Below are 23,551 nucleotides of genomic sequence, written 5' to 3'. Positions count from 1 at the left end.
TTTTCCTATAACAATGAATGATCAATAATTATATTTTTCACTATATAGGTATCCTTGCCTAAGTAACCCTACACTGATAGGTCTATACTACCAGTTCACTCTAAACAAATTCTGAACAACCGAATTTCGATGTGATAGCCAATTTAATCTATCCAATATTCATGCCTGATTTTCGGCGATGCTTGCTGCAACGTTTTTCTATAATAGGCTATAGATAAAGATTCTACTGAGTAAGGACGTGCCCCATGATTTCTGCTGATCTGAAGGAACAATATTACGAGGCGCTTGTGGCCAAGGATTCGGAATACGAGGGTTTATTCTATGTTGGAGTCCGAACCACGGGTGTGTTCTGTCGCCCCACATGCCCTGCGCGAAAGCCAAAATTCGAAAACTGCGAATTCTATGAGACGGCTCAGCAGGCACTTCTGGCCTCTTATCGCCCTTGCCAGCGCTGTCGCCCGCTTTCTCACCCCAACCAAGTATCCGATGTCGTTCGCATATTGGTGGAAGCTGTGGAGAACAATCCGGAGAAACGCTGGAAAGGACAGGATTTCAAGGAACTCTCCATCGATGAATCCACGGCGCGCCGACAGTTCAAGAAGCGGTTCGGCATGACCTTTGTCGAATATGCTCGCGCTCGCCGCATGGGACTTGCCCTGAAACATATTCGCTCCGGCCGCACCGTGATTGATAGCCAATTATCTACCGGATATGAGTCAAGCAGCGGCTTCCGCGATGCCTTTTCACGGATCATGGGTGCCGCCCCTACACAAGTCGATGAAGGACATATCCTAAAAGCGTCCTGGATTGACACCCGCCTTGGCCCGATGATGGCCATTGCAGATGAGGAGTCGCTATATTTACTGGAATTTGTGGACCGCAGAGGTCTGGAGCGCGAAGTTGAGCGTCTGCGCAAACGAACCAAATCAGCGATTGTACCCGGTACTACAGCTCCCATCCAGTCCATTGAGCGTGAACTAAACGAGTACTTTCAAGGTATTCGGACAGCATTCGACACACCGTTGTTCTGTTTAGGAACACCATTCCAAAAGCGTGTGTGGGACGAGTTGCTGGCCATTCCGGCTGGTGAAACTAGGTCATATCAAGAGATTGCAAATGCACTGGGAAAACCGACTGCTTCCCGAGCTGTGGCACAGGCAAATGGGGCCAATCAGCTTGCGATTGTGATTCCATGTCACCGTGTAATTAATGCCAGTGGGGAACTGGGTGGATACGGCGGGGGATTAACTCGCAAAAACTGGCTTTTGACTCACGAGAAACAAAAACAGGGTAGCTGAAAAACAGAATGAAGTAATGAAGTACGCATCAAATGTCCAAAGGAATGCATGATATAACAAAGGAGAGTCAACATAATATGAGTACCTTAGAAGAAAAAGCAACGTTGTTCCAACAATACCATGTGAAAGGAAAACCACTTGTTCTGGTCAATGTGTGGGATGCCGGAAGTGCGCAAGCCATTCAATCCGCTGGAGCAACGGCCATCGCAACCGGAAGCTGGTCCGTTGCTGCGGCCCATGGTGAGCAAGATGGGGAAGCCATGCCATTCCATCTGGTACTTGCCAATCTGGCACGGATTACAGCGAGCGTGGATCTACCTGTAACGATCGATATAGAGGGAGGGTATGGGAGGTCTGTGTCAGAAGTGAAGCAAAATATCCTGCAAGTCATCGATCATGGTGCTGTAGGAATCAACATGGAAGATCAACTTCCCACTGGCTTGGGATTGTACTCTGTGGAGGAGCAATGCCCGAGACTGTCCGCCGCCCGGGAAGCTGCGGAGCAGGCAGGCATACTGTTGTTCATTAACGCCCGCACAGATATTTTTCTGCAACATGCACCTGAACACCATAACCACTCCCTCCTGGAGGAAGTACTTATACGTGCGAGCCATTATGCAGATGCAGGAGCCAGTGGTCTGTTTGTACCCGGTTTGCAGGATCACCAACTGATTCAGGAATTGTGTGAGCGTTCACCGCTGCCAATTAACGTCATGGTTACGTCTCCTGAACCTTCACCAAAACAACTTGCTGCACTCGGTGTAGCTCGCGTAAGCTATGGACCATATCCTTATCTGCAAGCTATGGAACATCTGAAAGAACTGGGGAGAAGTATTTTATCGGGAAATTAACTGGAGGGCATGTTATAATCACCTCTATTGAACATTTACAGGAGGCAATTATGCTTAACGTGGAACAAAAGCTTGAAGTGCTACAATCGTATACCCAACTGCAACGCAAAGATGTTTCTCTCGGTCGTGTTAATTTCCACTACGAGGATAGTGCGTATGATAAAAAAATTGTTGCTCTCCATATTCACCCTAACGGTAACGGTTATATCTATGCAGGGTTACTGCCCAACTATGAGACCGATGCTAAAGGATTCGTCAATATTCGTGATTACTCCGAAGCAGATCTGCGCACCTTGTTAGATGAAACGATCCAAGCGATGTCTCACAATCCCAACGCAGTTGAATTCGAAGAGCCAGAACAAGTAAAAGCTGTTGCTCCTGCCTTGTCTACAACCTCTACGGGTGGCGGAACATGGGTCGATGAAGATGGACATACGCTGACTTTAAAATACGAAGATGACATGTGGTATGTGTATTCCGGTGTTAATCTGGATATGGCTTTTGAAACGCGTAGCGAAGCCGGCGAGTACCTCAAAGACGAAGGATTCAAACCGCAGGCTCAGGCTTAAGGGATACACCTTCATTTTGAATTGCGCACAAAGATTGCCGAATAGGTATATTCAGAGATTTAGGATGATACAAAAAACACGAGGCGTGTTCGCACTCGTGTTTTTCTGGTTACAGGAAGTTTCCCTTAGATTCCTTGCCCAGTTCCTTTATAACTGTTTCCTGTCAGTCTTTTTTGGATTTCATGGTAAGCGGCGCATTCTTCATCATCGGGTACGTAGACAGAAATAGCGCACCACCAATACATCCCAGAACGGTGAACAATGTCATGCGATTGATCCTAGCAATCCACAACGTAAACTCACCAAGATCGCCCAATGTAATGATCAGCGTAATGACCAAGCCTACCCCAAAGAACATTATGAAGAAGTTACGCATCCCCAATCGCATCCAACAAACCGTTGGGAAGACAGAGATTCCCAGTACGAGAAAGCCACACATCAGATCGATCCACAGGTAAGATAAGAAATGATATTTGCTTGAATAAAACATGCCCGGTTGATAAAGGGTTACGTCAACAATTCCTTTTTCCTGAAGCAGGTGTATGAGGAAGTAAGCCACATGCAGAATGATCATGGTGCCCGCAACCATCCATACCGAATTCATATAGAAGGATTTCATGAATTGAATTCGTGTACTGCCCATTCCAATCGCAACCGGAAACAGTGTAATAATTCCCCCGATTGCAAACGTACATATCCCTCCGTACATGGGACCAAACAGTTGCGTAGCATACGAGACATCAAATATGAAGCCAATGGCCAAATATACAACGGCGAGCATTAGAGCGATGGATGAAAATATGCCCAGATACAAACGCATATCATCGCGAATCAGTCGGTTCGTACCTTTTACTGCGTTCATGGTTTAACCCCCTCTTGATTACGGGTCCTGTTAACCAAATAATCTTGTAATGTCGCTTTCTCAATGGAAAGACCCTGCGAATGAGCGATATCCTTCCACATTTTCGAGTAGGGCTCATCAATCATCACTTTTACAGTCGATCCCATCTGGGAAGACTCTATAACTTTAACACCTGCTGTAACTCGGTTGATATCGTCAATTCCCCCTGTTAGAAGAACTCCTTTTTCGCGTATCTCTTCCATTGGTTGATTTAACAAAATCTCTCCGGCTTGCAAAACGATAAGGGACTCACATAAGGGCTGAATCTCCTCAATATGGTGGCTGGATATCAGAATCAGACGAGGGTTATCTTCATAACTTTCCAGTAACGCATTGTAGAAGAATTTACGCTTCTCAGCATCGAGCCCATTGGTGGGTTCATCCAGAATGGTTATCTTTGCATTACTGGCAAGACCCAATATAATCTGGGTGGCAGTCTTCATGCCTTTCGAAAATTTAATGATCTTCTTCTTCTCCGGTAGTTCGAACACATCGATTAAACGTTCTGCCAAATCCTGATTCCAATGCGGATGAAAATATTGCCCCATTTGAACCATGTCACTAACCGTCCAGTTTTTCCCCAGGGGATGATTCTCCTGGATGTAGCACAGATGCTCTTGGGCAGTCAGATTATTATAGGGGTCTTGACCCATGATCTGAACGGCTCCACTGTCGGGGCGGTTATGACCTGCCAGTAAACTCATCATGGTTGTTTTACCCGCTCCATTTCTTCCCCAGATTGCACTAATGATTGGCTCACTCTCATGTAGCGTAACCTGATTCAGAACGGGCGTCTTCTGATAGCTATAGTTGACCTGCTCCATATGAATCATAACTCACTCTCCTTATCCTTCTTGCCGCGAATCAGATCAATGATCATGTCCTCATTCATGTGAATCCGTCTGGCTTCTTCAAGTAAAGGCTTGATGTATTCTTCATAAAAATCTTGCTTCCGTTCAACGAGCAATGCTTCTCTTGCTCCCTTTGCAACAAACATTCCAACACCTCGCTGTTTGTATATAATCCCCTTGTCCACGAGTTCCTGCAGTCCTTTGCGGGCTGTAGCCGGATTGATATTGTAGAAGCGTGACAGTTCATTGGTTGAGGGAACCTGTTCTTCCACCTTCAATCTGCCCTCCACAATATCGTCCATAATCATTGTGGCAATCTGATGAAAAATAGGCTGAGATTCATCCAAAGTCGATTTCATGTGCTTCCAACTTTCATACGTATTCATTAGTCAGTTAGTCGGTTAGTCGGTTAGTTACTCATGTAACTAACTATAGTATACAAAAACGCAAATGTAAATAGGCGAACTTAATTCATTGCCTTCCCTACCTTGGCTCTGTTGTATTGATTAATAAGCCCGTCCAGGACTACGGATTGCTGGATCACTTCCGGATGAAGCAGACTGCCGTATTCCATATGCATGCGATATAACAACTGTCTGGCATCTTCGATCCGTGATATCAAATCCAGGCGATCCATAGTATCCCTCCTTTTTGTCATATTTTAGTGTATTATGCCAATCATAAGCGCATGTGAGATACGACATACTTATTCTTCCACTTTGATACACAAAAAAAGAACGCTTCTGAAATGAATTCAGAAGCGTTCTTTACTTTTATTAAGTTCCAAATCCATGATCAGCGGGTCTCATAATTTCGGGGTTCGGGCTTTCGGGATTCGGGCTTTCCTTGCCTGGGACAGGTTCCGTAGCAGGAGCTACGATGAATACAACGATACTACAGGTAGCTATCAGCAAAGCCAACTTTCTCTTCATTGAGTTTCTGCACCTCACTAATTATCATTTTGTATTGCTGTTTCGCCGTCTCAGATGCAAATTCCCGGTATTGCTCAAACAGTCCGACACCTCTAAGCATACCTCGTCCACTGCTAATTTCAATAGAAAATTTTAAACTATCTAGCACAAATTCTATACCTAAATGATATTCGTCTTTCTTTAAATAATATGCACCCAAATCTGCTAAAAGTCGTAAATATCGATCATCCGTAACCTGTCTGCTCACTTTGCCAATTCGGTTACTCTGTTCCTGATAAGTGAAGTACGATTCATACTGTTTGAGAACATGATCAATATCCTTATCATAACGATTAGCCGCTGTTACAATATCACACAGCGCTGGGAATATCTCATTTTCCTTCGTCGAGATATACGCCAGGTAATCTGGTAATACCTCAAACTGTCCACCCATTAAATGATATATATATCGATTAGCTTCAGCCCATTCTTGAAACTGATTCATAACTACGATTTCATCTTTATCCGGGTTCCTCACCCAGCGATTATCCGAATATAAAGAAACATATTTTAGTGCTCCGGTGTAGTCCTTCAAATGATAACAGGCACTTCCTGCAGCTAGATCGGAGTATAGAATATAGAAAACAATTGGTCTTTTGGTCTCTTCTTGTTTCCGTCGGCCATTCATCTCATAATGGATGGACGCTTTTATTTTCAATTTTTCAGATAACTCCTGAACCTTGTCCCATCTATGCAATGCTCCAAAAGCATTAATCAGTTCGTTAAGCGCATCCAACTGGTAGCGTTCATCTAGCCGATCCACATAATATTCGAACCGAGATGCAATAATCAGATTCCGGTGCTGATCATTAGTCAGTCCCAACCGGAACAGTCGATACTGACAGAGTGCAAGCCGCTCGGAATGTTGCATTTTCTCGCTTTCAGCGATATTTTCATATAGAAGAATGGCTGGTTTGAATTTACCCGCTTGGAAGAATTCTTCAGCCACATCAAATAACAAAGGAATATAGGATAGATTATCCATCATCAGACGAATAACCTCTTCAATACAGTCCAACTTGTCCAACTCGGCACAGCGATGAAGGAAGGGTCCCAGTCTTCGCCAGTCCGGGGTCGCGTGTACAAAACACTCATCTATGTATAACTCATAGAAGTAACCTTCTTCAAGTTTCATGGCGGAAGTAATGCGATCCAACTGCTGCATGGCAATAGGTCGATTTTTATTCAAAATATTGCTGAGCGTACCCGAATTAATCCCTGACGTTTCCGAAAAATGACTAATGGACATCTGTTCACGCTTCAGATAACTTTCCAAGTGATCGCGTATCGTGGTTGTCGACTCCAAACGAACACCACCCTCCAAAATAAAAAACATAAACAGGATTATCGGTATGCAAAAGTAATTATATGTAATTAGAAAGTATCGGTCAATATAATAATTTCAACTAATTTGTATTAAAACCATTTTAATCCTTTTATAAAACAGACAATCCTATCCTTATTTTATATCGGAAACGTGCCTGACATCAAACCTCAAAATAGACAAAAAACACGAGCCATCTACGGGCTCGTGTTCTCAACTGACTCAGCAGTCATCATGCTCACTATAACTTGAATTTAAGGCAGTATATTGCCTGCCGCACGGTAAATTTCATACCACTCTGGACGTGTGAGATGAACATCTCCTGCTTTTACACAGTCTTGCAGACGTTCAATATTCATCGTGCCTGTCACAGGTTGCATCTGCGCAGGGTGACGAAGCAACCATGCGATTGCAATCGTTGTATTGCTCACGTCATACTTCGCAGCAATCTCGTCAATCTTTGCATTCAATTCCGGGAACTTGTCGCTACCCAAGAATACACCTTCGAAGAATCCGTACTGGAACGGGGACCACGGCTGAATGGTGATATCATGAAGACGACAGTAATCAAGAATGCTACCGTCACGGTTAACCGCGGCATCGTTCTCCATGTTCACGTTGATGCCACTGTCAATCATCGTCGTATTGGTAATACTCATCTGCAACTGGTTGGCTACCAGTGGCTGTTTCACGTATTTTTTCAACAATTCGATCTGGTTCGGATTCTGGTTGGATACCCCGAAGTGACGCACTTTACCTTCGCGCTCCAGTTGATCAAAGGCTTCAGCCACTTCCTCCGGCTCAACCAAAGCATCTGGACGGTGCAGCAACAGAACGTCAAGATATTCCGTTTTCAGACGTTGCAGGATGCCATCGACTGAATTCAGGATGTGCTCTTTGGAGAAATCAAACATGCCTTTGCGAATCCCGCATTTGGATTGAAGAATCATATTTTCACGAACTTGGGGATTCATCTGTACCGCTTCGGCGAAGATCTCCTCACATGTTCCTGTACCATAAATGTCGGCATGGTCAAAGAAATTTGCCCCAACCTCCATTGCAGAACGAACAAAATGTTCGGCTTCCTTACCGTCTAGTGAATTAATCCGCATGCAGCCCACAGCCACTACAGGTACTTCTAGTGCACTGCTGCCCAATTTAATGGTTCTCAAGATGTTTTCCCTCCATATTCGAATATTATCGTGTATCTTACCTTTGATTGTGACATATATCTGCAATCGGTTTCAATAGATTTATCCTATATTCATATGGAGAAATGATAGGTTCTTCATTCCAGCCTATAGATCCCAAAGAATAAGTTATACTTCTTCCGGTATGATAACCTCAATATGCCTTGGCAGGACAGTGAGGTGAATCGGCAGGGCAGGACCTTCTTCCCCATCTACATTGGTGCGAATGGCTTCTTCTGAGCGAACATGAACTTCTTTGGCTGTAAAATAGTCCACATCCTTATGGTCCTTCAGATTGCCAAAAAACAGGGAAGTACCTAGTGTGAGGCTGTTGAACACACTGATGTTACGAACAACAAAACAATGTATCAGACCATCATCCACCTCAGCATCCGGGGACAACTTCTGGAATCCTCCAACCGAATTGGTCAGCGCCGCCAGAAAAAGGGGAGATTCTCCTTCCCAGATCTGTCCGTCATATTCGATGGTTAGATGATTGGCTGGTGTATTCACCAGGTCTTTCAAGCCTTCTTTGAGATATGCGAATGATCCCAACTTCGACTTCTCTTCCGAGGATACGGAGAACAGAGCTTCTGCCAAAGAACCTGCAGCCACAACGTTGGCAAACAGGCGATCATTGATTTTCCCCAGATCCACGATATGGGTCTGATTCGAACGTAACTGCCTAATGGCCTCCTCCGGGTCAAGCGAGATATTCAGCGCACGCGCAAAATCATTCACCGTACCTAGCGGTACCACGCCCAGTCGGGGACGATGATCCTGATCCATCATGCCGTTAATCGTCTCATGTAGTGTACCGTCGCCCCCGATGGAGATGACCAGATCACAGCCGTCTTTGCAGGCGCTCAGACAGTAGTTGGTGGCATCACCTTCCCCGGCCGTCTCATTAACAACTACCTCGTACTGCTGTGACTCCAGAATTTCTCTGACTTGGGACACATACTGCTCGGCCTCTTCCTTACCTGACGATGGATTACTAATGATCATGGCTTGGCGCATACTCACATCTTCCCCTCCAAATGGCATCTTTACTTCATCTTTACCCGTTTCAAGGGTGGGTTGAATAGGGTCTGCGGGAGATGTTCTATTTTTTTTTGATAAACATGTCTCTGAAGAGTGCAGAGCAGGGTTTGTTTCATATAGAATAGAAGTAGAGAATTACCCATTACGAAATTTCTTGTTCCTTTTCCCTGTTGACGGGTTAATAACTATAGATGTGCTTTTAGCCGAACCTGCAAAAATTAAACAGATTGATTTACACATAGCACTCCGATTGACAGAACAACCCTACGATTACTACTGTTCGGAGTATTTTATATTTTAATATCATCGGAATCGGAGGGAATGCATGCAATGAGAAGAATGACGCTACTATTTCTAGTATTCATCCTGAGTCTCGGGGCATCGGGGCAAGCCATGGCTTACACGACTTCAGACTTGGGCGAGGGAATCATTGAAGATCCCCTACTTGAGGACGGACTGAAGCTAATCCTGAACAAACCTCTGGATGTTCCACTGACTTCATCTGATCTGGAGCAGCTTGAGGTGGTGGATCTGAGCAATGCAGGTATTCAAAGCCTGTCCGGTCTGGAATATGCAACCAACCTGACTCACCTCCGATTATATGGGAATGAGATTGAGGATCTCACACCGCTGGAGCACCTAACCCAGCTTCGCGAGATCGATGTTCGCAACAATTACATTACATCCATAGACGCACTTGCTGAATTGAAAGACTTGGGAAGGCTGTATATCAGCAACAATTCCATTTCATCCATAGAGGTTGTACGTGGGTTCAACCGATTACATACGCTCCACGCCAGCGGTAACCAGATCACTAGTCTTGCGGCCCTCTCGGATGCGGATGCACTGAAGTGGCTTGAGATCTCGAACAATACAATTAGCGATCTGACACCGCTCATGGATAAAACCCGGCTTCAACAACTCAATGTAGCAAACAACCAGATTCAGTCGCTGGAAGTACTGGCTGAACTGCCAAATACACTACGGAATCTGAATGTGGCAGGCAATCAAATCACGGATCTGACACCACTGGAGCACATGACACGGCTGCGGACACTTGATATCTCCGGTAACCAAGTACAACACCTCAAGGGGCTTGAGGGACTGACTGGGCTGAAGGAGCTGAATGCAGAATCCAATCAGATCTATGATCTGGAACCTCTTCGGCAACTATTCAGCCTGGACGTATTAAAATTATCCAATAACCGGGTGTGGGATCTGACACCGATCGCAGGTTTTACGTTTACCCGTGATCAATCAGCGACGAATGCCATACAGGATATCTCAGCGTCCACCTCGTTATCCTCTGGTATTCAGACCTCTGTCTCAGAGGTTGAGCCTGCGGGGCTTACGGTGCAGAACAACTATCTAGATGTCACAAGTGGCAGTCAGACGATGCAGCTTCTGAACCGGATGAATGTGTGGGAGCAGAAACGAACGCCGCAGGGCAGCTTCCAGCGTCTGATTGAAGGGTCTACCACTGCCTATGTAGGAGATCGCGCTTATGCACTGGATGCTGCACCTTTTATCGATGAAGGGCGGACCTATGTGCCTCTGCGTTTTGTCTCGGAGCAGTTAAACGCCAGTGTGAACTGGAACAACGGTACACGCGAAGCCGTGATCACACAGAATGACAAGACCATCCGCTGGAGTGTAGGCAACAAACAAGTTGTCGTGAACGATGCACTTGCAATCAATGATGCACCTCTATTGATGAAAAATGGCAAAGCATTTGTTCCAGTTCGCTTCATTTCAGAGCAATTCAATACCTCTGTTGGTTACATCGGAAGCAGCAAAACGATTCTGATTTTTGAAAATAAACAGCTTGGTGAGAGTGTACAGCCTTAAGTTGTGTCTCACGTTCATTTTCAGCCATAAGAGAATATGAGAAACATAGCGAAAGTCCCCGTCTGAACAATCAGCGGGGATTTTTGTTGTGTTATGACAGTTGTGTAATGACATTGGATAATGGTATATGGGCATCGCTGATCACAAGCAAATATAGCAGACCATCTGTCTGTGCGGACATGAACTTGTATGCTCTAGCTTGGATTAGGGCAAATTTTACACGGTTTAGCATATCTTCTTTTACCACGGGAGTTGTTATACTGAACGTAATAAATAGGACAGCTGAAGTTCAAGCGAGGAGGAAATTCATATGACATTCAAGCTCACTGGTTATTCAACAACCCAAGGTAGCCCATGGAAAGAGTTATCTTTTGTGCCGACTAATGAAAGCGCTAACTTGAAATTAACGGGTGAACAGCACCAACTTGTGGAAGGGTTTGGTGGCTGTTTCAACGAGCTTGGTTATATAGCTCTGTCCCACTTAAATGAGGAGCAGCGCCATGAGGTATTTCACTCTCTCTTCCATCCGGAGGGTGAGCACAAGTTTAACATCTGTCGCCTGCCGATCGGCGCAAGTGACTATGCAGAGCAGTGGTACAGCCACAACGAGGTGGACGGAGACGTGGCCATGGAACATTTTTCAATCGAACGTGATTTCAAATATCTGATTCCTTACATTAAGGAAGCTCTGACTTATAACCCGAACCTGCAATTCTTCGCCTCCCCATGGAGTCCACCAACGTGGATGAAATCGCCAAAAGCCTATAACTTTGGCACGCTTCGTTGGGAGAAAGATATTCTGGAGGCCTACGCCCTGTACTTCGTAAAATTTGTACAGGCCTACCGTGAAGCAGGCATTACCATCCATCAGGTGCATGTGCAGAACGAAGTGATTGCAGATCAGAAATTCCCTTCTTGCATGTGGACAGGCGAGCAGCTTCGTGAGTTTATCGCCGATTATCTGGGCCCGGCTTTTGACCAACACGGTCTGGATACGGAAATCTGGCTGGGAACAATCAACGCCCCTGATCCATGGGAGGAATTGATTAAAAAAAAAACAAGCGACTTCGACGAGTACGCCGGGCTTGTCCTGAGTGATCCAAAGGCCTATTCCTATATCAAAGGTGTTGGGTATCAATGGGCAGGCAAAAATGCCATTCAACGTACCTCGGCGAGTTATCCGGAGCTGCGTTATATGCAAACCGAGAACGAATGCGGTGATGGCAACAACTCATGGAACTACGCCAAATATGTATATAACCTCTACCAGCACTACTTCAGCAACGGAGTGAACGCGTACATCTACTGGAACATGGTTCTGGAACCCAAAGGCCGTAGCACATGGGGCTGGGAGCAAAACTCCATGATCACCGTAGATCCGGACAATAAGGAGGTTACTCGGAACCCCGAGTATTATGTGATGAAACACTTCGCTCATCATATTGTTCCTGGTGCTCGAAGAGTCGGCCTGTCAGGCGCGTGGAGCGGGAAATCCGTTGCTTTCCGCAACCCGGATAACAGTCTCGTGATTGTCATCAACAATCCATTCCAGGACCCTCGTGACCTGTATCTAACCCTTGAAGAAGGACATACCCTACACATGAAGCTGGAGGCAGATTCGTTCAACAGCATGGTTATCCAACCGAAATAATTGATCCAACACATCGTTAAAAACGCGGACATCAATAGCGTTGGGCTCAGGAATCTCTTGAGCCGGCGCTATTTTCCATGGGCCAAACCATGCTTATTGTCACCATGATTACTCCTGTAGAACACAAGCCGAAGACAACTTAAAGATATGACGTTTCACCTTTTATATTTACAAATCTATAAATCTAGATATAATGTAATCCAGAGAACTTACTCTCATGTCCATCATATTATAGGAGGCAAGGCAGGCTCATTTTGCATATATATCTACTTTTCTGTATATTTAAATTCACCGGAGGTACGCTTTACATGAAATCACAACAGGTCAACCCACTCCTTATCCTGATGCTGGCACTCGGGGTATTCGGGATTATTACAACAGAAATGGGAATCGTGGGGGTACTGCCTCAGGTTGCGAATAAATTCAACATTACGGCTGCACAGGCAGGTTGGCTGGTCAGTATATTTGCGCTGGTTGTAGCCATTGCAGGCCCTTTTCTCACCTTGCTGGCGTCTGGAATTAATCGCAAAATCATCCTGTTAGCCGCTGTGCTGATGTTTGCCATTTCGAACGTCGTATATGCCTACGCTACAACATTTGATACCATGCTGATCTTCCGTATCATTCCCGCGTTATTCCATCCCGTCTTCTTTTCCGTAGCCCTGGTCACCAGTGCCCAACTCGTGCCAGCAGAGAAAAGCAGTCAGGCCGTCGCCAAAGTATTTACCGGAGTTACCGCGGGCTTTGCCTTTGGCGTACCACTGACATCGTATCTTGCTGAACGCCTATCCCTCGAAATCGCCTTCATGTTTGGAGCGATGGTAAGTGTAGTCGCTTTGATCGGCATATGGATCTGGTTACCCTCGATGCCCGTGAAGGAAAAGATGTCCTATGGCAAGCAACTCGGTATTCTGCGCAAACCTGGATTATGGCTGAATGTTGCCGCAGTCATTTTTATATTCGCCGCCATGTTCTCCGTGTACAGCTATTTCGCCGAGTATCTTGGACAGGTCACTCACATGAGCGGATCATGGATCAGTGTCATGCTGACCGTCTTCGGTGTCGTCATGATCATCGGAAATTTGGGGTTTGGACAGTTTCTGCGTAAGAGCGTGGTCCGTACTGTTCTCATGTTCCCCCTGCTCTACATAGCAGCTTACGCACTCGTCTATTGGGCCGGTCCTCACTTCATATGGATGGTTATTGTAGTCATCCTCTGGGCATCCGTGCATTCAGGAGGATTAATTGTAAGCCAAACCTGGTTAACCGCTGAAGCGCAGGATGCGCCTGAATTTGGCAACAGCTTGTATGTATCCTTTTCCAACCTTGGTATTACCCTGGGTACTGCCATCGGAGGCTGGTTCATCGCGAACCTGGGGATACATCAACTGATCTGGAGCGGAATGATCTTTGCACTGATCGCTTTTGTATTGGTTTGGATTAAAATTAAATGCTTCCCTGCACCATGAATTGCCGAACACTGTTGAGACAAAGTATTAACACAAATAGCACCATATTCCCATGTGGAACAGGCGCTATTTGGTGTTATATGATTACCGGATCTGCAAGAGATGCCCAGACTCATCAATACGCAAACTTATGGATTGTTCGCCAGGTAATTTCTCAGCCATTGCATAGCCGGACGTTCTGTACCGTTGCTATTAACCAGATGTGAACCGTTTACCCATGTTTGGTTCTGGTTGTAACCCCACAGTGTTACACCTTTAACGGCAGAATGCTTCCAAAGCACAGGGAACTTTTGTTGGTAACGCTGCAATTGTGTATTATCGTCACCTGTCATATCCAGCTCGGATACATAGATTGGCAACCCTGTCGCTGCAAGCTTGTTCAATACCGTGTTCATCGTACTCACAGAAACGTTGTCCATATTGAAGTAATGCGCTTGGATTCCAATACCATCAACCAGACCTCTGTTTTTCAAAAGGTTGATAATCTGGATATATTGGTCCGCTTTAGCAGGATCACCGATAATACCATATTCATTGATTAACAATTTGGAGTTAGGGAAGGCTTGTCTCGCCTGCTCGAATGACCAGATGACCCAGTCCCAACCCGTTGCCCCATCTCCACCAATGGCATTGCGATAGGATGGTTTGGCATGCAGAGGTTCATTCACCACATCAACGAAGGCAGACTTCGAATACCGTTGTCCTGCGGCTTTAATCCATTGTGTCACTTCAGCTTTCTGATCTGCGGCTGAGAGACTGTTAATCCAATTTGGCTGTTGATTTCCCCATACGAGCGTATGGAATTTGAACGGAAATCCGTTGTTGTTAGCATAATTGTATGCCATATCCGCCTGGCCCCAATTCATTACGTTGCGCGTGCCTTCAACAGCATCCCACTTGGTTGAGTTCTCCGGGGTCACCTGATTCCAATACGGGCTAAAATTCGAAGGAACCTGACTAGCTATAATATTCCCCAAAAATTTGCTGCCTTTTGCCAAACCAGCACTAACACTGCCCACCGCAACTGAAGCAGCGAGAATACCTACCAACGCCAGTGAGCCGACTGTTTTAAACCACTTAGACTTAATCAATGATTTTCCTCCTTAGTATTCATTTTTTGTTAAGCGCTTACAAACATCATTTTACTGGATAATTTTGGTTTTTAACACCTGTCAAATTATAGTATTTTATTGTAAAAAAGTAGAATTAAGTTATTTTTCTGAAGCTATTCATAGATTCACTCTCTTAAATCGAACATAACTCTTACATTGGAGTTTACATTCACCACATGTTTATCTAGTATGAAATGATACATATCTTTACATACACTAGATAACAAGGGAGATTACAACATGCGCAAAATTTCAACGAAACGTTTCGCCGGATGGCCTTTATCCTTCCTCTTATGTGCCTCCATTTTGTTCGCCCCTTTTGCTTCCACTCCGGTTCAGGCTGCTGAGGCAGACAAGGAGACCAAAATCACGTTGCTGGGTACATCGGATATACATGGTCGGTTTATGCCGTGGGACTATGCTCTGGACGGTCCAAACCCAACCGGTAGCATGACACAGCTATACACCATTGTGAAAAAAGTCCGTGCGGAGAATCCCAACACGATCCTGCTGGATGCAGGAGACATGATTCAGGATAACTCAGCTGAATTGTTCAATGATCAACCCCAATCTCCCATGATGGTTGCAATGAATGAGATGAAATATGACGCATGGGTCATGGGTAACCATGAGTTTAACTTTGGACTGGATGTACTGGAGAAGATCTCTTCCCAATTCAATGGACAGCCTCTCGTGGGTAACATTTTCAAAGAAAACGGCGACCGCTACATGCCTGCCTATACGATTATAGAGAAAGACGGAATCAAAGTGGGTGTTATCGGAATGAACACACCTATGATTACCGAGTTTGAGAAAGGTACAGATCACCTGGACGGCATCATCGTCAAAGATCCTGTGGAAGAGACCAAGAAGGCCATTGCGGAGCTGAAAGGCAAAGTTGATGTCATGGTTGGACTCATGCATATGGGATTGGATAACGAGAACGGAAATCCGGGAACCGGAGTGACGGATATCGCCAACGCCAACCCGGAGCTGGCTGCCATTTTTGCCGGACACATGCATACCTTGATTGAATCCCAAACGGTTAACGGGGTATTGATCTCCGAACCGAATAAATATGGCTCACATATCTCTCGAATTGACCTTACATTTGAAAAAGATGGCGACAAAGTTTTGCTGAAAAGCAAGGAAGCTCAAGCTCTCGCTGTAAAAGCAGCAGACGGAACATATGAAGTCTCTGATCCTGCGCTGGAAGAGACCTTGCATCCATTCCACGAGTTCGCTCGTGCCGATGCCAACATCGAAGTGGCTGAACTGAAAGGAACGAACCTGGTCCCTGCTGATGAGATTAAGGGTATCCCTGCGGTGCAGATTCAGGAAACACCTTTGTCTGACTTTTTCACCGAAGTGATGTTGCACTACAGTGATGCCGATGTGGTCGCGCACCAGATTGATAACGACAAGGCCAAGCTGGATGTAGGCCCGATCAAGAAAAAGGATATTGCATTCAACTACCAATACACCTTTGGTGAAGTGACCGTATATGAAGTAACCGGACGCGATCTAATGGATTATATGGAGTGGTCTGCGGGGTACTTCAACTCCACACGCCCGGGTGATGTGACCGTCAGCTTTGATCCGAAACGACGTGCCTCTAAATACAGCACCGATGATTTCTTCGGCGGCGTAACGTATGAGATTGACCTGACCAAACCATACGGCAGTCGGATTACGAATCTTAAGTACAGCAATGGATCCGTTGTCAAAGAAGATGATACGCTGAAACTCGGTATGAACGCCTACCGGATGGAAGCGCTGATTGCCAAAGGTGGCGCCATGGAAGGACGTAAGTTCAAGCAGCTCTGGTCCTCCAAGGATGCCTCGGCATTTGGTGAGATTCAAGGTACGATTCGCAACCTGTCCATCGCCTATCTGAAAGATGTCATGAAAGGTGTCTACGAACCGAAGATTCAACACAACTGGAAAATCACCGGCGTAGACCTGACTGCACCAGAGCGTGCAGATGTGGTGGAGTTAATTAACGATGGCATCATGTCTGTGCCAACAACAGAAGATGGCAAGTACACCAACATTGCCTCCATTAACATTTTGGATACGGTGACTCAAGAAGAGATTGATGCGCTATCTGCCAAAGCAGGTGTGAGTGCAGCCCAATTCGTAGGCGTGAAAACCAAGGGAGCGTTCTATCAACAGCTGAACAAAGCTCGCAAAACGAATGACAATGGCGAGGGAGCAACTACTCCTACACCTGAGAAGCCTACGACACCAACAGTACCAAAACCAACTCCAGGCACGTCGAAACCTGGCAAACCATCAACACCAAACACCGGTAAACCGGGTAACGTCAACAAAGGCAAGCAAGCCAAGGTTACTGCGGCTTACCTGAACGTACGCGCTGGCGCTTCATCCAAAGCCAAAGTTGTTGCTGCGGTACCAAAAGGCACCGTACTTGAAGTGATCAGCACAGACAAGTATGGCTGGGTAAAAGTGAAGCTGGATGGACGTGTAGCATTTGTATACGGGAAGTATGTGAGTATTTTGAAATAAGTACAATCTTGACGCACCACGCTTAACGAAAAAGAAAAAGGGTGATTCTCCCATGAGTATCATGGTGGAGATCGCCCTTTTCTAGGTTAACGAAGCGTTATGAGTATTGCTGCAACTGCTCTGTGGGAGTACGTACCATACCGGGTGAACGAATTATATACCTTCGATACTCAACCTCTCTTCACATCCCAGTTCGCAAGCATGCCTCTCGCCATCTCCATGTCCGACTCTTTTCCTGTAATCATTGCAAACTTGGCAACAATTGCAGGATAGGCTGCCCACTGCTCCCGAATATGCTCCAGCATCTGGGGCCATGTTCTTCCCCCTGCCTTCTCATAACGACTCAAAAGCTCACGCAGCCCATCCTCCTGAAAGAGTGCATAGTAGATGACGAAGTCCTTACCCGGATCTGCAATCTCCGCTTCCGTCCAATCAATAAGTCCAGTTACTCGCTGGGCATCATCGACAATAATATGCGGCGGATGCAGATCACCATGGATGAACGCCGAGTGCTGTGGCCAATAGCTATTTATAGAAAGCCATACCGTCCACCGTTCAACTAGCCTGGTTGGTACCGTAAAGTTCTGCTTAATCTCCTCTATATTGGCTGCAAATTCTTTGCGAGCTTCCATAGGTGTCTTGATCCGTACTCCACCTTTCTTCGCCTTGTCGGGATCGATGTTATGCAACGTGGCGAGAGTCGTAGCCAGTGAATCCAGGAATGTATCCGATAAGCTCTCCTGAGGGAATCGCCATACATACCCTCCCCCTGCGGGATCCACAACTGCGATCGGATCACCATCAAGTAAAGGATAAGCTATCAACTCTGGCGTGCAGATCCGCCAATCTGGTACTTGTGCGGGTATACTGCCTCGGACCACATCCAGAACCTTACGCTCATTCTCGGCTCGCTCCCATACGTCTTCACGCCGCGGCTGACGCAGAACCCACTTTTGTCCACTTGTATCAGTGGCGAAGGCTACCCGGAAGTCCATCCCAGACTCATTGATTTCCATTGATTCCTTGCGGATTTGAAGCCCATTTTGTTCAGCCAGCAACCATATATCCTGTGTGAAATCCACTCGTTCATTTGACTTTGTCATATCCAAACCTCCCCTTTTCCTTGGAAAAATAAAAAACACAGACATTCATGCCTGTGCTTTCAATCTCGGAATAGGGCTTTACCTATTTTTGCGCATCCCCATAGTGGTACATTAAAGAACCACTCTTATGCAAGAGTGTCCACTACAAATAACGGCATACGTGTAAACAGGCAAACTTCTCCCGATGATCTGCACACAGGCAGTGAAACAGCAAGCGCAAGCAAACGTTCCGCTACTATCTCAATCGAAAAAAATTTACCACACGTATCCCTCCGTTCAATAAGTTACCCAAATGCTAACATATTCCAAACTCCAGTTCCAGACTGAATCGAATGATTTAGGTTCTTTTTATTGATATACAGGAACTTCGTCGCCTCAGGTAACGTCCATATTTATAGATGTATTAAAAAGGATGAGAGGTGAGCAACCCGATGTCCATTGTACGAAAATTATCCTTATTACCAGTCATCATGCTCCTGTTAACCCTTGGATGTGCAGAGAAGTCCGTAGAACAAGGGAAAGAGAAGCCACATGTGCGAGGAATTATTACGGATTTTGAGGAAGAAAGAGGTCAGGTACTCATCGAGAATAAAGAAGATGGCGGTGTTGATTCTGGACCGATTTGGGTCTCGCTCAGCACGGACGCCGAACTCATCATCGAAGAAGAGATTGTCACCGTCTCTTTGGATGAGACACTCGTTGGTCGAAGTGCAGAAGTATGGATCAATGGAGTTATTGCTCAATCTTCCCCTCCCCAAACCAAGGCTGTAAAAATGGTCATTCATTAACACCAAGCAAAATACGCCGATACATTTCGTTTCACGTGGAACGTTATGATACACATACGAATAGCAACAAACGCTGCTCCCTCAAATCAGGAATCATGAAAACAATTTACACACTTGAAGCATTTACTCCGTTAGCCTGCTTGCATATAGAGTATAATGAAGAGGTATACGATAAATGTACGGTGCAATAATTGTACAAAAACTAACGCAAAAGAGGTAAACGATGAGCGAGCAACAATTTAAAGATTATGGACTTGGTGAAGAGATCGTAAAAGCACTGGACAGTCTGGGCTATGAGACACCAACCGAGGTACAGACTAAAGTTATTCCGGTAGCACTGGAGAATCAGGATCTTGTGGTTAAATCACAGACAGGTAGTGGTAAAACAGCCGCCTACGGCATTCCGCTCTGCGAGCTGGTGGATTGGAACGAGAATAAGCCACAGGCTTTGATTCTTACACCAACCCGGGAACTGGCTTTGCAGGTTAACGAAGATATTACGAATATCGGGCGCTTTAAGCGCATTAAAGCAACCGCACTATACGGACAGTCCCCTTTTCATATTCAAAAAGCCGAGTTAAAACAAAGAACACATGTCGCTGTAGGTACACCAGGTCGGGTGCTGGATCATATCGAACGTGGCACGCTGCCACTTGAACGGATCGCCTATCTCGTTATTGACGAGGCCGATGAGATGTTGAATATGGGCTTTATCGAGACGGTACAGTCCATCATTCAGAAACTGCCTCAGGAGCGAGTAACGATGTTGTTCTCCGCTACGTTCCCTGAAGATGTAGCCAAGCTGTCACGCAAATATATGAACAAACCGGTGGAGATCGAGATCAAGGCAAGCGGACTGACAACAGCCACGATTGAACATGCTGTGATTCACGTGCCAGAGGTGAACAAAACCGCGCTGCTTCAGGACTTGTTCATTGTGGAAAATCCAGATAGCTGCATCGTGTTCTGCCGTACGCAGGAGAATGTGGACAAACTGTTCCGGGTCATGGCTGACCTGGACTACCCAGCAGATCGTATCCATGGTGGTATGGAGCAGGATGAGCGGATCGAAGTGATGAACGCATTTCGACGGGGACAATTCCGTTATCTGATCGCGACGGATGTAGCTGCACGTGGTATTGATATCACGAATATTACCCATGTCATCAACTACGATATTCCTTTGGAAAAAGAGGGATATGTTCACCGTACAGGCCGTACGGGTCGCGCAGGCAAAACAGGTAAAGCCATTACGTTGATTACACCGAAAGATGGCAGACGTCTGGCGGAGATTGAATCCTATATTGGATTCGAAATCCCTGTCGTGAAGGCTCCTTCCGAGGAAGCTGTAGATCGCCGCAGAGAAGATTTTGAGAAACGATTGAAGATCGTTCCTGAACGTAAAAAGGACAAGCGTGAACAGCTGAACCAACAGATCATGAAGCTGAACTTCAACGGAGGCAAGAAGAAGAAACTTCGTGCTGTTGACTTTGTAGGTACCATTGCCAAGCTCGAAGGAGTAACCGCAGACGACATCGGGATCATTACAATTCTGGACAATGTGACGGATGTAGAGATTCTGAACGGCAAAGGCCCACTCGTATTGGAGCTTATGCAAAGCACAACGATCAAAAAGATGCAGCTCAAGGTTCGCAAAGGCCATAAATAGATTGAGAACTTGCGTAGAATCATAGGGATAAATTCGATTTACTTTCCTATATCTATCGCTATGCCCTCCTATAGCTTTTAAAAAAAGACAAGCAGACCTGATAACATGATGTTATGACAGGTCTGCTTGTTTGGCATGCCAACATCGCCCCTCTCTTCATTCCACCTTCCTCTCGAACCCGTTTGTTCATCTTCTACCTCCAGAGAATATCCATTGCGTTCCACGTAGGTCTTAACACCAAATCTCCACCTGTCTGCTATGAGGGTTATCCTACACCATCACTTTCTAACAAGGAGTAAAAATTATCGCGGTCTTCATCATCGAATTTGCCAAGCGCCCGTACCCTAATAAATTCATGTCCACCAAACATGTCGATTTCCTCGCCGCAATTATTGTAGAGTGCGATCATATGTCCATCCCGATTCAGCTCCATATACCCGTAACAAGTTGCCTCTGGTGCTTCGCCGTTTAAGAGTAAAAATCTGATTTTATCCACGCTGTTCATGCAGATCTCCTTTCCTTATTTCTTATTAATGTTAAGAATATTTTACGTAACACCAGATAAATTGGAAAAAGCGATTTCACCCTGCATACCGGGATATACATTCCTATTGAGCAAGCATGAGGGGGGAACACTCGCTAAATCGTTCATTCTCACATTATCTCTTGACGTGATGCGATTTTGGGATTATTATAACGTGCCGGTTTATCAACAAGATAAATCAAATAAACATTTTCTATAAAGACTGGGGTTTTTACCTCTTCTTTTTCCGCACTGTACCGCCTTCCACCGTATACCGGAATAGCGCATCTTCCGCGCCCCCGATATCATCCGTAACCTGAAACGTCGCTGCATCTCCCGACTTATAGACACTTCCCGTCAGAAAGCTGAACACAACATGCTGATCTTTGCCCCAATATTGATTCAGCATGACAAATGTACTGCCGCTGACGCCCTTTACCGTGCGTTTGCCATTGGCATTATATAGACCATTCTGATCCATTGCCCAACTCTGGGGATCGGCATCGAAGAGATGTGTAAAGCTGGCACGATCGATATGTTTATTTGGTTTACCCCATAGATATACATGATCGGCATCCACTGCCCAGCTCCCGGAAGGTGTTATTAACTCAAATGTCGATGCATCCGCCCCCTTAATCATTTGAAGCACATCGTCTGGATGACCAAAAGGCTGACTTGTCCGAACAACCTCGGCACGATACACATAATGCTGATCCTTGGAAAGTCCGAGATGCTCCGTCCCGGCAAACACTTCAAACTGCCGAGCATCTGCTTCGTCGACACGGTATCCGTTGTAATACACATGATTGTGGTCACGTCCAAAAGTTCCACCTAGTGGCTGAAACGTATTCGGGTCTGCTCCTTTTACAGTACGCCACTGAAAATAAACCCGTTGCCGGTCCCGTGCAAACTGCTCATCCAGTGGTTCAAAGGTAGATCTGTCCGCTCCACGGACAAGGTTAAATACCGCTTTTGCTTCTCGACGATACGTACCGCCCCATTCTGTTTTATAAAAAATAGACGATGCAGTCTCAACCCAATTACCTGTGATCTGTGTAGCGCCCTCTGCACTGTGGGCATAATGCGCATGCCACCAGCCATGTACGTCGGGATGATGTTCTTGCAGCCATGCCCTCACCTCATCCTTTTCCCCATTCGCATAACGAAGAGAGCTGGACAGATGGAACAGATGGTCCTTGTCGGTGCAATAGTCGTGATGAGCAATCACAGTATTCGTATCAATATCCTCAAAAAGATGAAAGTGCGTACTACTCTTCACATATATATAACGTTGGTCCTGAGCAAAGTAGGGCGTATCCGGCAACAGCCGGAAGCTGTTCGGATCGGAGTCAGGCACGGCCTGATCTTCCAGGTAGACGTACTGAGAGTCGCAGCAGTAATCTTCATCGATCACACGAAAACCTTCCGTATCCCGACTGAACAAACTCGCCTTGTTCTTGCGGGCATTGAACCACCATATCCCCTGACAATCTCGTAGGTAGGCGAAGGTCAGCCACCCCTTTGTATACGTAGAGATGACTTCAAAATCCTTAGCAGTAATGCCTCCCTTAATCGGAGTGTTCGTTCCATCCTCATCATTATGCAATTTCACCTGAAGGTCTTCATCTACAATAAACTTGTTCATGACGGTTCACCCTCCAACCATGATGTGAATTCAGTCTATCCTTATTTTAACGTGTGTTCCTGATCCTCTCTACATCATCGCACTTGATATTTAGGAACATTACCTCCGCTCTCACCGCTCAGCCACGATGAAATGAAGGTTTGTTCAGCAATGGATGGATTGTTCACTTGAAAAAGAGTCTAGTCTAACTAAAATATAAATGAAAGCGCTATATT

The 23,551-nt window shown here is 45.7% G+C and carries 21 protein-coding genes; 9 read left to right on the top strand and 12 right to left on the bottom strand.

Annotated elements, in window-relative coordinates; translation table 11 throughout:
* Positions 1–245: 245 nt before the first annotated feature.
* The 3 genes from MKX68_RS11860 (at position 246) to MKX68_RS11850 (ending at position 2,718) form a co-directional block, all read left to right on the top strand.
* On the top strand, positions 246–1,298 hold the full coding sequence (locus MKX68_RS11860) for a bifunctional transcriptional activator/DNA repair enzyme AdaA (protein WP_340911726.1): 1,053 nt from the start codon (positions 246–248) through the stop codon (positions 1,296–1,298).
* A 77-nt stretch (positions 1,299–1,375) separates the two neighbouring features.
* A complete protein-coding gene (locus MKX68_RS11855; RefSeq protein WP_340911724.1) occupies positions 1,376–2,149 on the top strand; it encodes an isocitrate lyase/PEP mutase family protein in 774 nt (257 codons plus the stop codon).
* Between the two features lie 50 nt (positions 2,150–2,199).
* A complete protein-coding gene (locus MKX68_RS11850) occupies positions 2,200–2,718 on the top strand; it encodes a hypothetical protein (protein ID WP_340911722.1) in 519 nt (172 codons plus the stop codon).
* 163 nt (positions 2,719–2,881) lie between these two features.
* Here MKX68_RS11850 and MKX68_RS11845 read toward each other — a convergent pair whose 3' ends face one another.
* The 7 genes from MKX68_RS11845 to MKX68_RS11815 all read right to left on the bottom strand — a co-directional run bounded on the left by MKX68_RS11845 (position 2,882) and on the right by MKX68_RS11815 (position 8,975).
* Complete coding sequence (locus tag MKX68_RS11845) at positions 2,882–3,580, bottom strand: hypothetical protein (protein ID WP_340911720.1); 699 nt, start codon at positions 3,578–3,580, stop codon at positions 2,882–2,884.
* Positions 3,577–4,452, bottom strand: coding sequence for an ABC transporter ATP-binding protein (locus MKX68_RS11840; RefSeq protein WP_340911717.1), 876 nt, complete (start codon positions 4,450–4,452; stop codon positions 3,577–3,579). The genes MKX68_RS11845 and MKX68_RS11840 overlap by 4 nt, the downstream gene beginning before the upstream one ends.
* The gene (locus MKX68_RS11835; RefSeq protein ID WP_036611682.1) at positions 4,449–4,829 is read right to left on the bottom strand and encodes a GntR family transcriptional regulator; all 381 of its coding nucleotides are present in this window, start codon (positions 4,827–4,829) and stop codon (positions 4,449–4,451) included. Before MKX68_RS11835 ends, MKX68_RS11840 begins: the two co-directional genes overlap by 4 nt.
* A gap of 107 nt (positions 4,830–4,936) precedes the next feature.
* On the bottom strand, positions 4,937–5,107 hold the full coding sequence (locus MKX68_RS11830; protein WP_017691550.1) for an aspartyl-phosphate phosphatase Spo0E family protein: 171 nt from the start codon (positions 5,105–5,107) through the stop codon (positions 4,937–4,939).
* A gap of 257 nt (positions 5,108–5,364) precedes the next feature.
* Positions 5,365–6,747, bottom strand: a complete 1,383-nt coding sequence (locus tag MKX68_RS11825) for a transcriptional regulator (protein WP_340911714.1) — start codon at positions 6,745–6,747, stop codon at positions 5,365–5,367.
* Positions 6,748–7,019: 272 nt separating this feature from the next.
* Complete coding sequence (locus tag MKX68_RS11820) at positions 7,020–7,937, bottom strand: aldo/keto reductase (RefSeq protein ID WP_076213731.1); 918 nt, start codon at positions 7,935–7,937, stop codon at positions 7,020–7,022.
* Between the two features lie 147 nt (positions 7,938–8,084).
* Positions 8,085–8,975, bottom strand: coding sequence for a diacylglycerol/lipid kinase family protein (locus tag MKX68_RS11815; protein WP_091035480.1), 891 nt, complete (start codon positions 8,973–8,975; stop codon positions 8,085–8,087).
* A 354-nt stretch (positions 8,976–9,329) separates the two neighbouring features.
* On the opposite strand from MKX68_RS11815, the gene MKX68_RS11810 reads away from it, so the two are divergent.
* The 3 genes from MKX68_RS11810 (at position 9,330) to MKX68_RS11800 (ending at position 13,967) form a co-directional block, all read left to right on the top strand.
* Positions 9,330–10,847: a leucine-rich repeat domain-containing protein gene (locus tag MKX68_RS11810; RefSeq protein ID WP_340911712.1), complete on the top strand. Its 1,518-nt coding sequence runs from the start codon at positions 9,330–9,332 to the stop codon at positions 10,845–10,847.
* A 310-nt stretch (positions 10,848–11,157) separates the two neighbouring features.
* Complete coding sequence (locus tag MKX68_RS11805; RefSeq protein WP_340911710.1) at positions 11,158–12,498, top strand: glycoside hydrolase family 30 protein; 1,341 nt, start codon at positions 11,158–11,160, stop codon at positions 12,496–12,498.
* Between the two features lie 308 nt (positions 12,499–12,806).
* Positions 12,807–13,967, top strand: coding sequence for an MFS transporter (locus tag MKX68_RS11800; RefSeq protein WP_340911708.1), 1,161 nt, complete (start codon positions 12,807–12,809; stop codon positions 13,965–13,967).
* A 128-nt stretch (positions 13,968–14,095) separates the two neighbouring features.
* On the opposite strand, the gene MKX68_RS11795 is transcribed toward MKX68_RS11800, so the two are convergent.
* The gene (locus MKX68_RS11795; protein WP_339787726.1) at positions 14,096–15,058 is read right to left on the bottom strand and encodes an endo-1,4-beta-xylanase; all 963 of its coding nucleotides are present in this window, start codon (positions 15,056–15,058) and stop codon (positions 14,096–14,098) included.
* A 261-nt stretch (positions 15,059–15,319) separates the two neighbouring features.
* On the opposite strand from MKX68_RS11795, the gene MKX68_RS11790 reads away from it, so the two are divergent.
* A complete protein-coding gene (locus MKX68_RS11790) occupies positions 15,320–17,608 on the top strand; it encodes a 5'-nucleotidase C-terminal domain-containing protein (protein ID WP_340911706.1) in 2,289 nt (762 codons plus the stop codon).
* A 170-nt stretch (positions 17,609–17,778) separates the two neighbouring features.
* Here MKX68_RS11790 and MKX68_RS11785 read toward each other — a convergent pair whose 3' ends face one another.
* Positions 17,779–18,711: a macrolide 2'-phosphotransferase gene (locus MKX68_RS11785; protein WP_340911704.1), complete on the bottom strand. Its 933-nt coding sequence runs from the start codon at positions 18,709–18,711 to the stop codon at positions 17,779–17,781.
* 431 nt (positions 18,712–19,142) lie between these two features.
* Here MKX68_RS11785 and MKX68_RS11780 point away from each other — a divergent pair, with 431 nt between their 5' ends.
* Both MKX68_RS11780 and MKX68_RS11775 read left to right on the top strand, forming a co-directional pair.
* Positions 19,143–19,499: a hypothetical protein gene (locus MKX68_RS11780; protein ID WP_340911702.1), complete on the top strand. Its 357-nt coding sequence runs from the start codon at positions 19,143–19,145 to the stop codon at positions 19,497–19,499.
* A gap of 223 nt (positions 19,500–19,722) precedes the next feature.
* Positions 19,723–21,168, top strand: coding sequence for a DEAD/DEAH box helicase (locus tag MKX68_RS11775; protein WP_340911700.1), 1,446 nt, complete (start codon positions 19,723–19,725; stop codon positions 21,166–21,168).
* Between the two features lie 77 nt (positions 21,169–21,245).
* Here the strand turns inward: MKX68_RS11775 and MKX68_RS11770 are convergent, their stop codons facing one another.
* From MKX68_RS11770 to MKX68_RS11760, 3 genes are all read right to left on the bottom strand, one after another.
* A complete protein-coding gene (locus tag MKX68_RS11770; RefSeq protein ID WP_340911697.1) occupies positions 21,246–21,392 on the bottom strand; it encodes a hypothetical protein in 147 nt (48 codons plus the stop codon).
* 41 nt (positions 21,393–21,433) lie between these two features.
* Positions 21,434–21,673, bottom strand: a complete 240-nt coding sequence (locus MKX68_RS11765; protein ID WP_062836614.1) for a hypothetical protein — start codon at positions 21,671–21,673, stop codon at positions 21,434–21,436.
* A 250-nt stretch (positions 21,674–21,923) separates the two neighbouring features.
* Entirely contained in the window at positions 21,924–23,336 is a 1,413-nt protein-coding gene (locus tag MKX68_RS11760) for a DKNYY domain-containing protein (protein WP_340911695.1), read from the bottom strand.
* Positions 23,337–23,551: the final 215 nt, after the last annotated feature.

It is taken from the genome of Paenibacillus sp. FSL M8-0212, assembly GCF_038004645.1.
In the GTDB taxonomy this organism is placed as follows: domain Bacteria; phylum Bacillota; class Bacilli; order Paenibacillales; family Paenibacillaceae; genus Paenibacillus.
The sequence above is the reverse complement of the archived record's forward strand: the minus strand, read 5'-3'. Positions and strand labels throughout refer to the sequence as shown.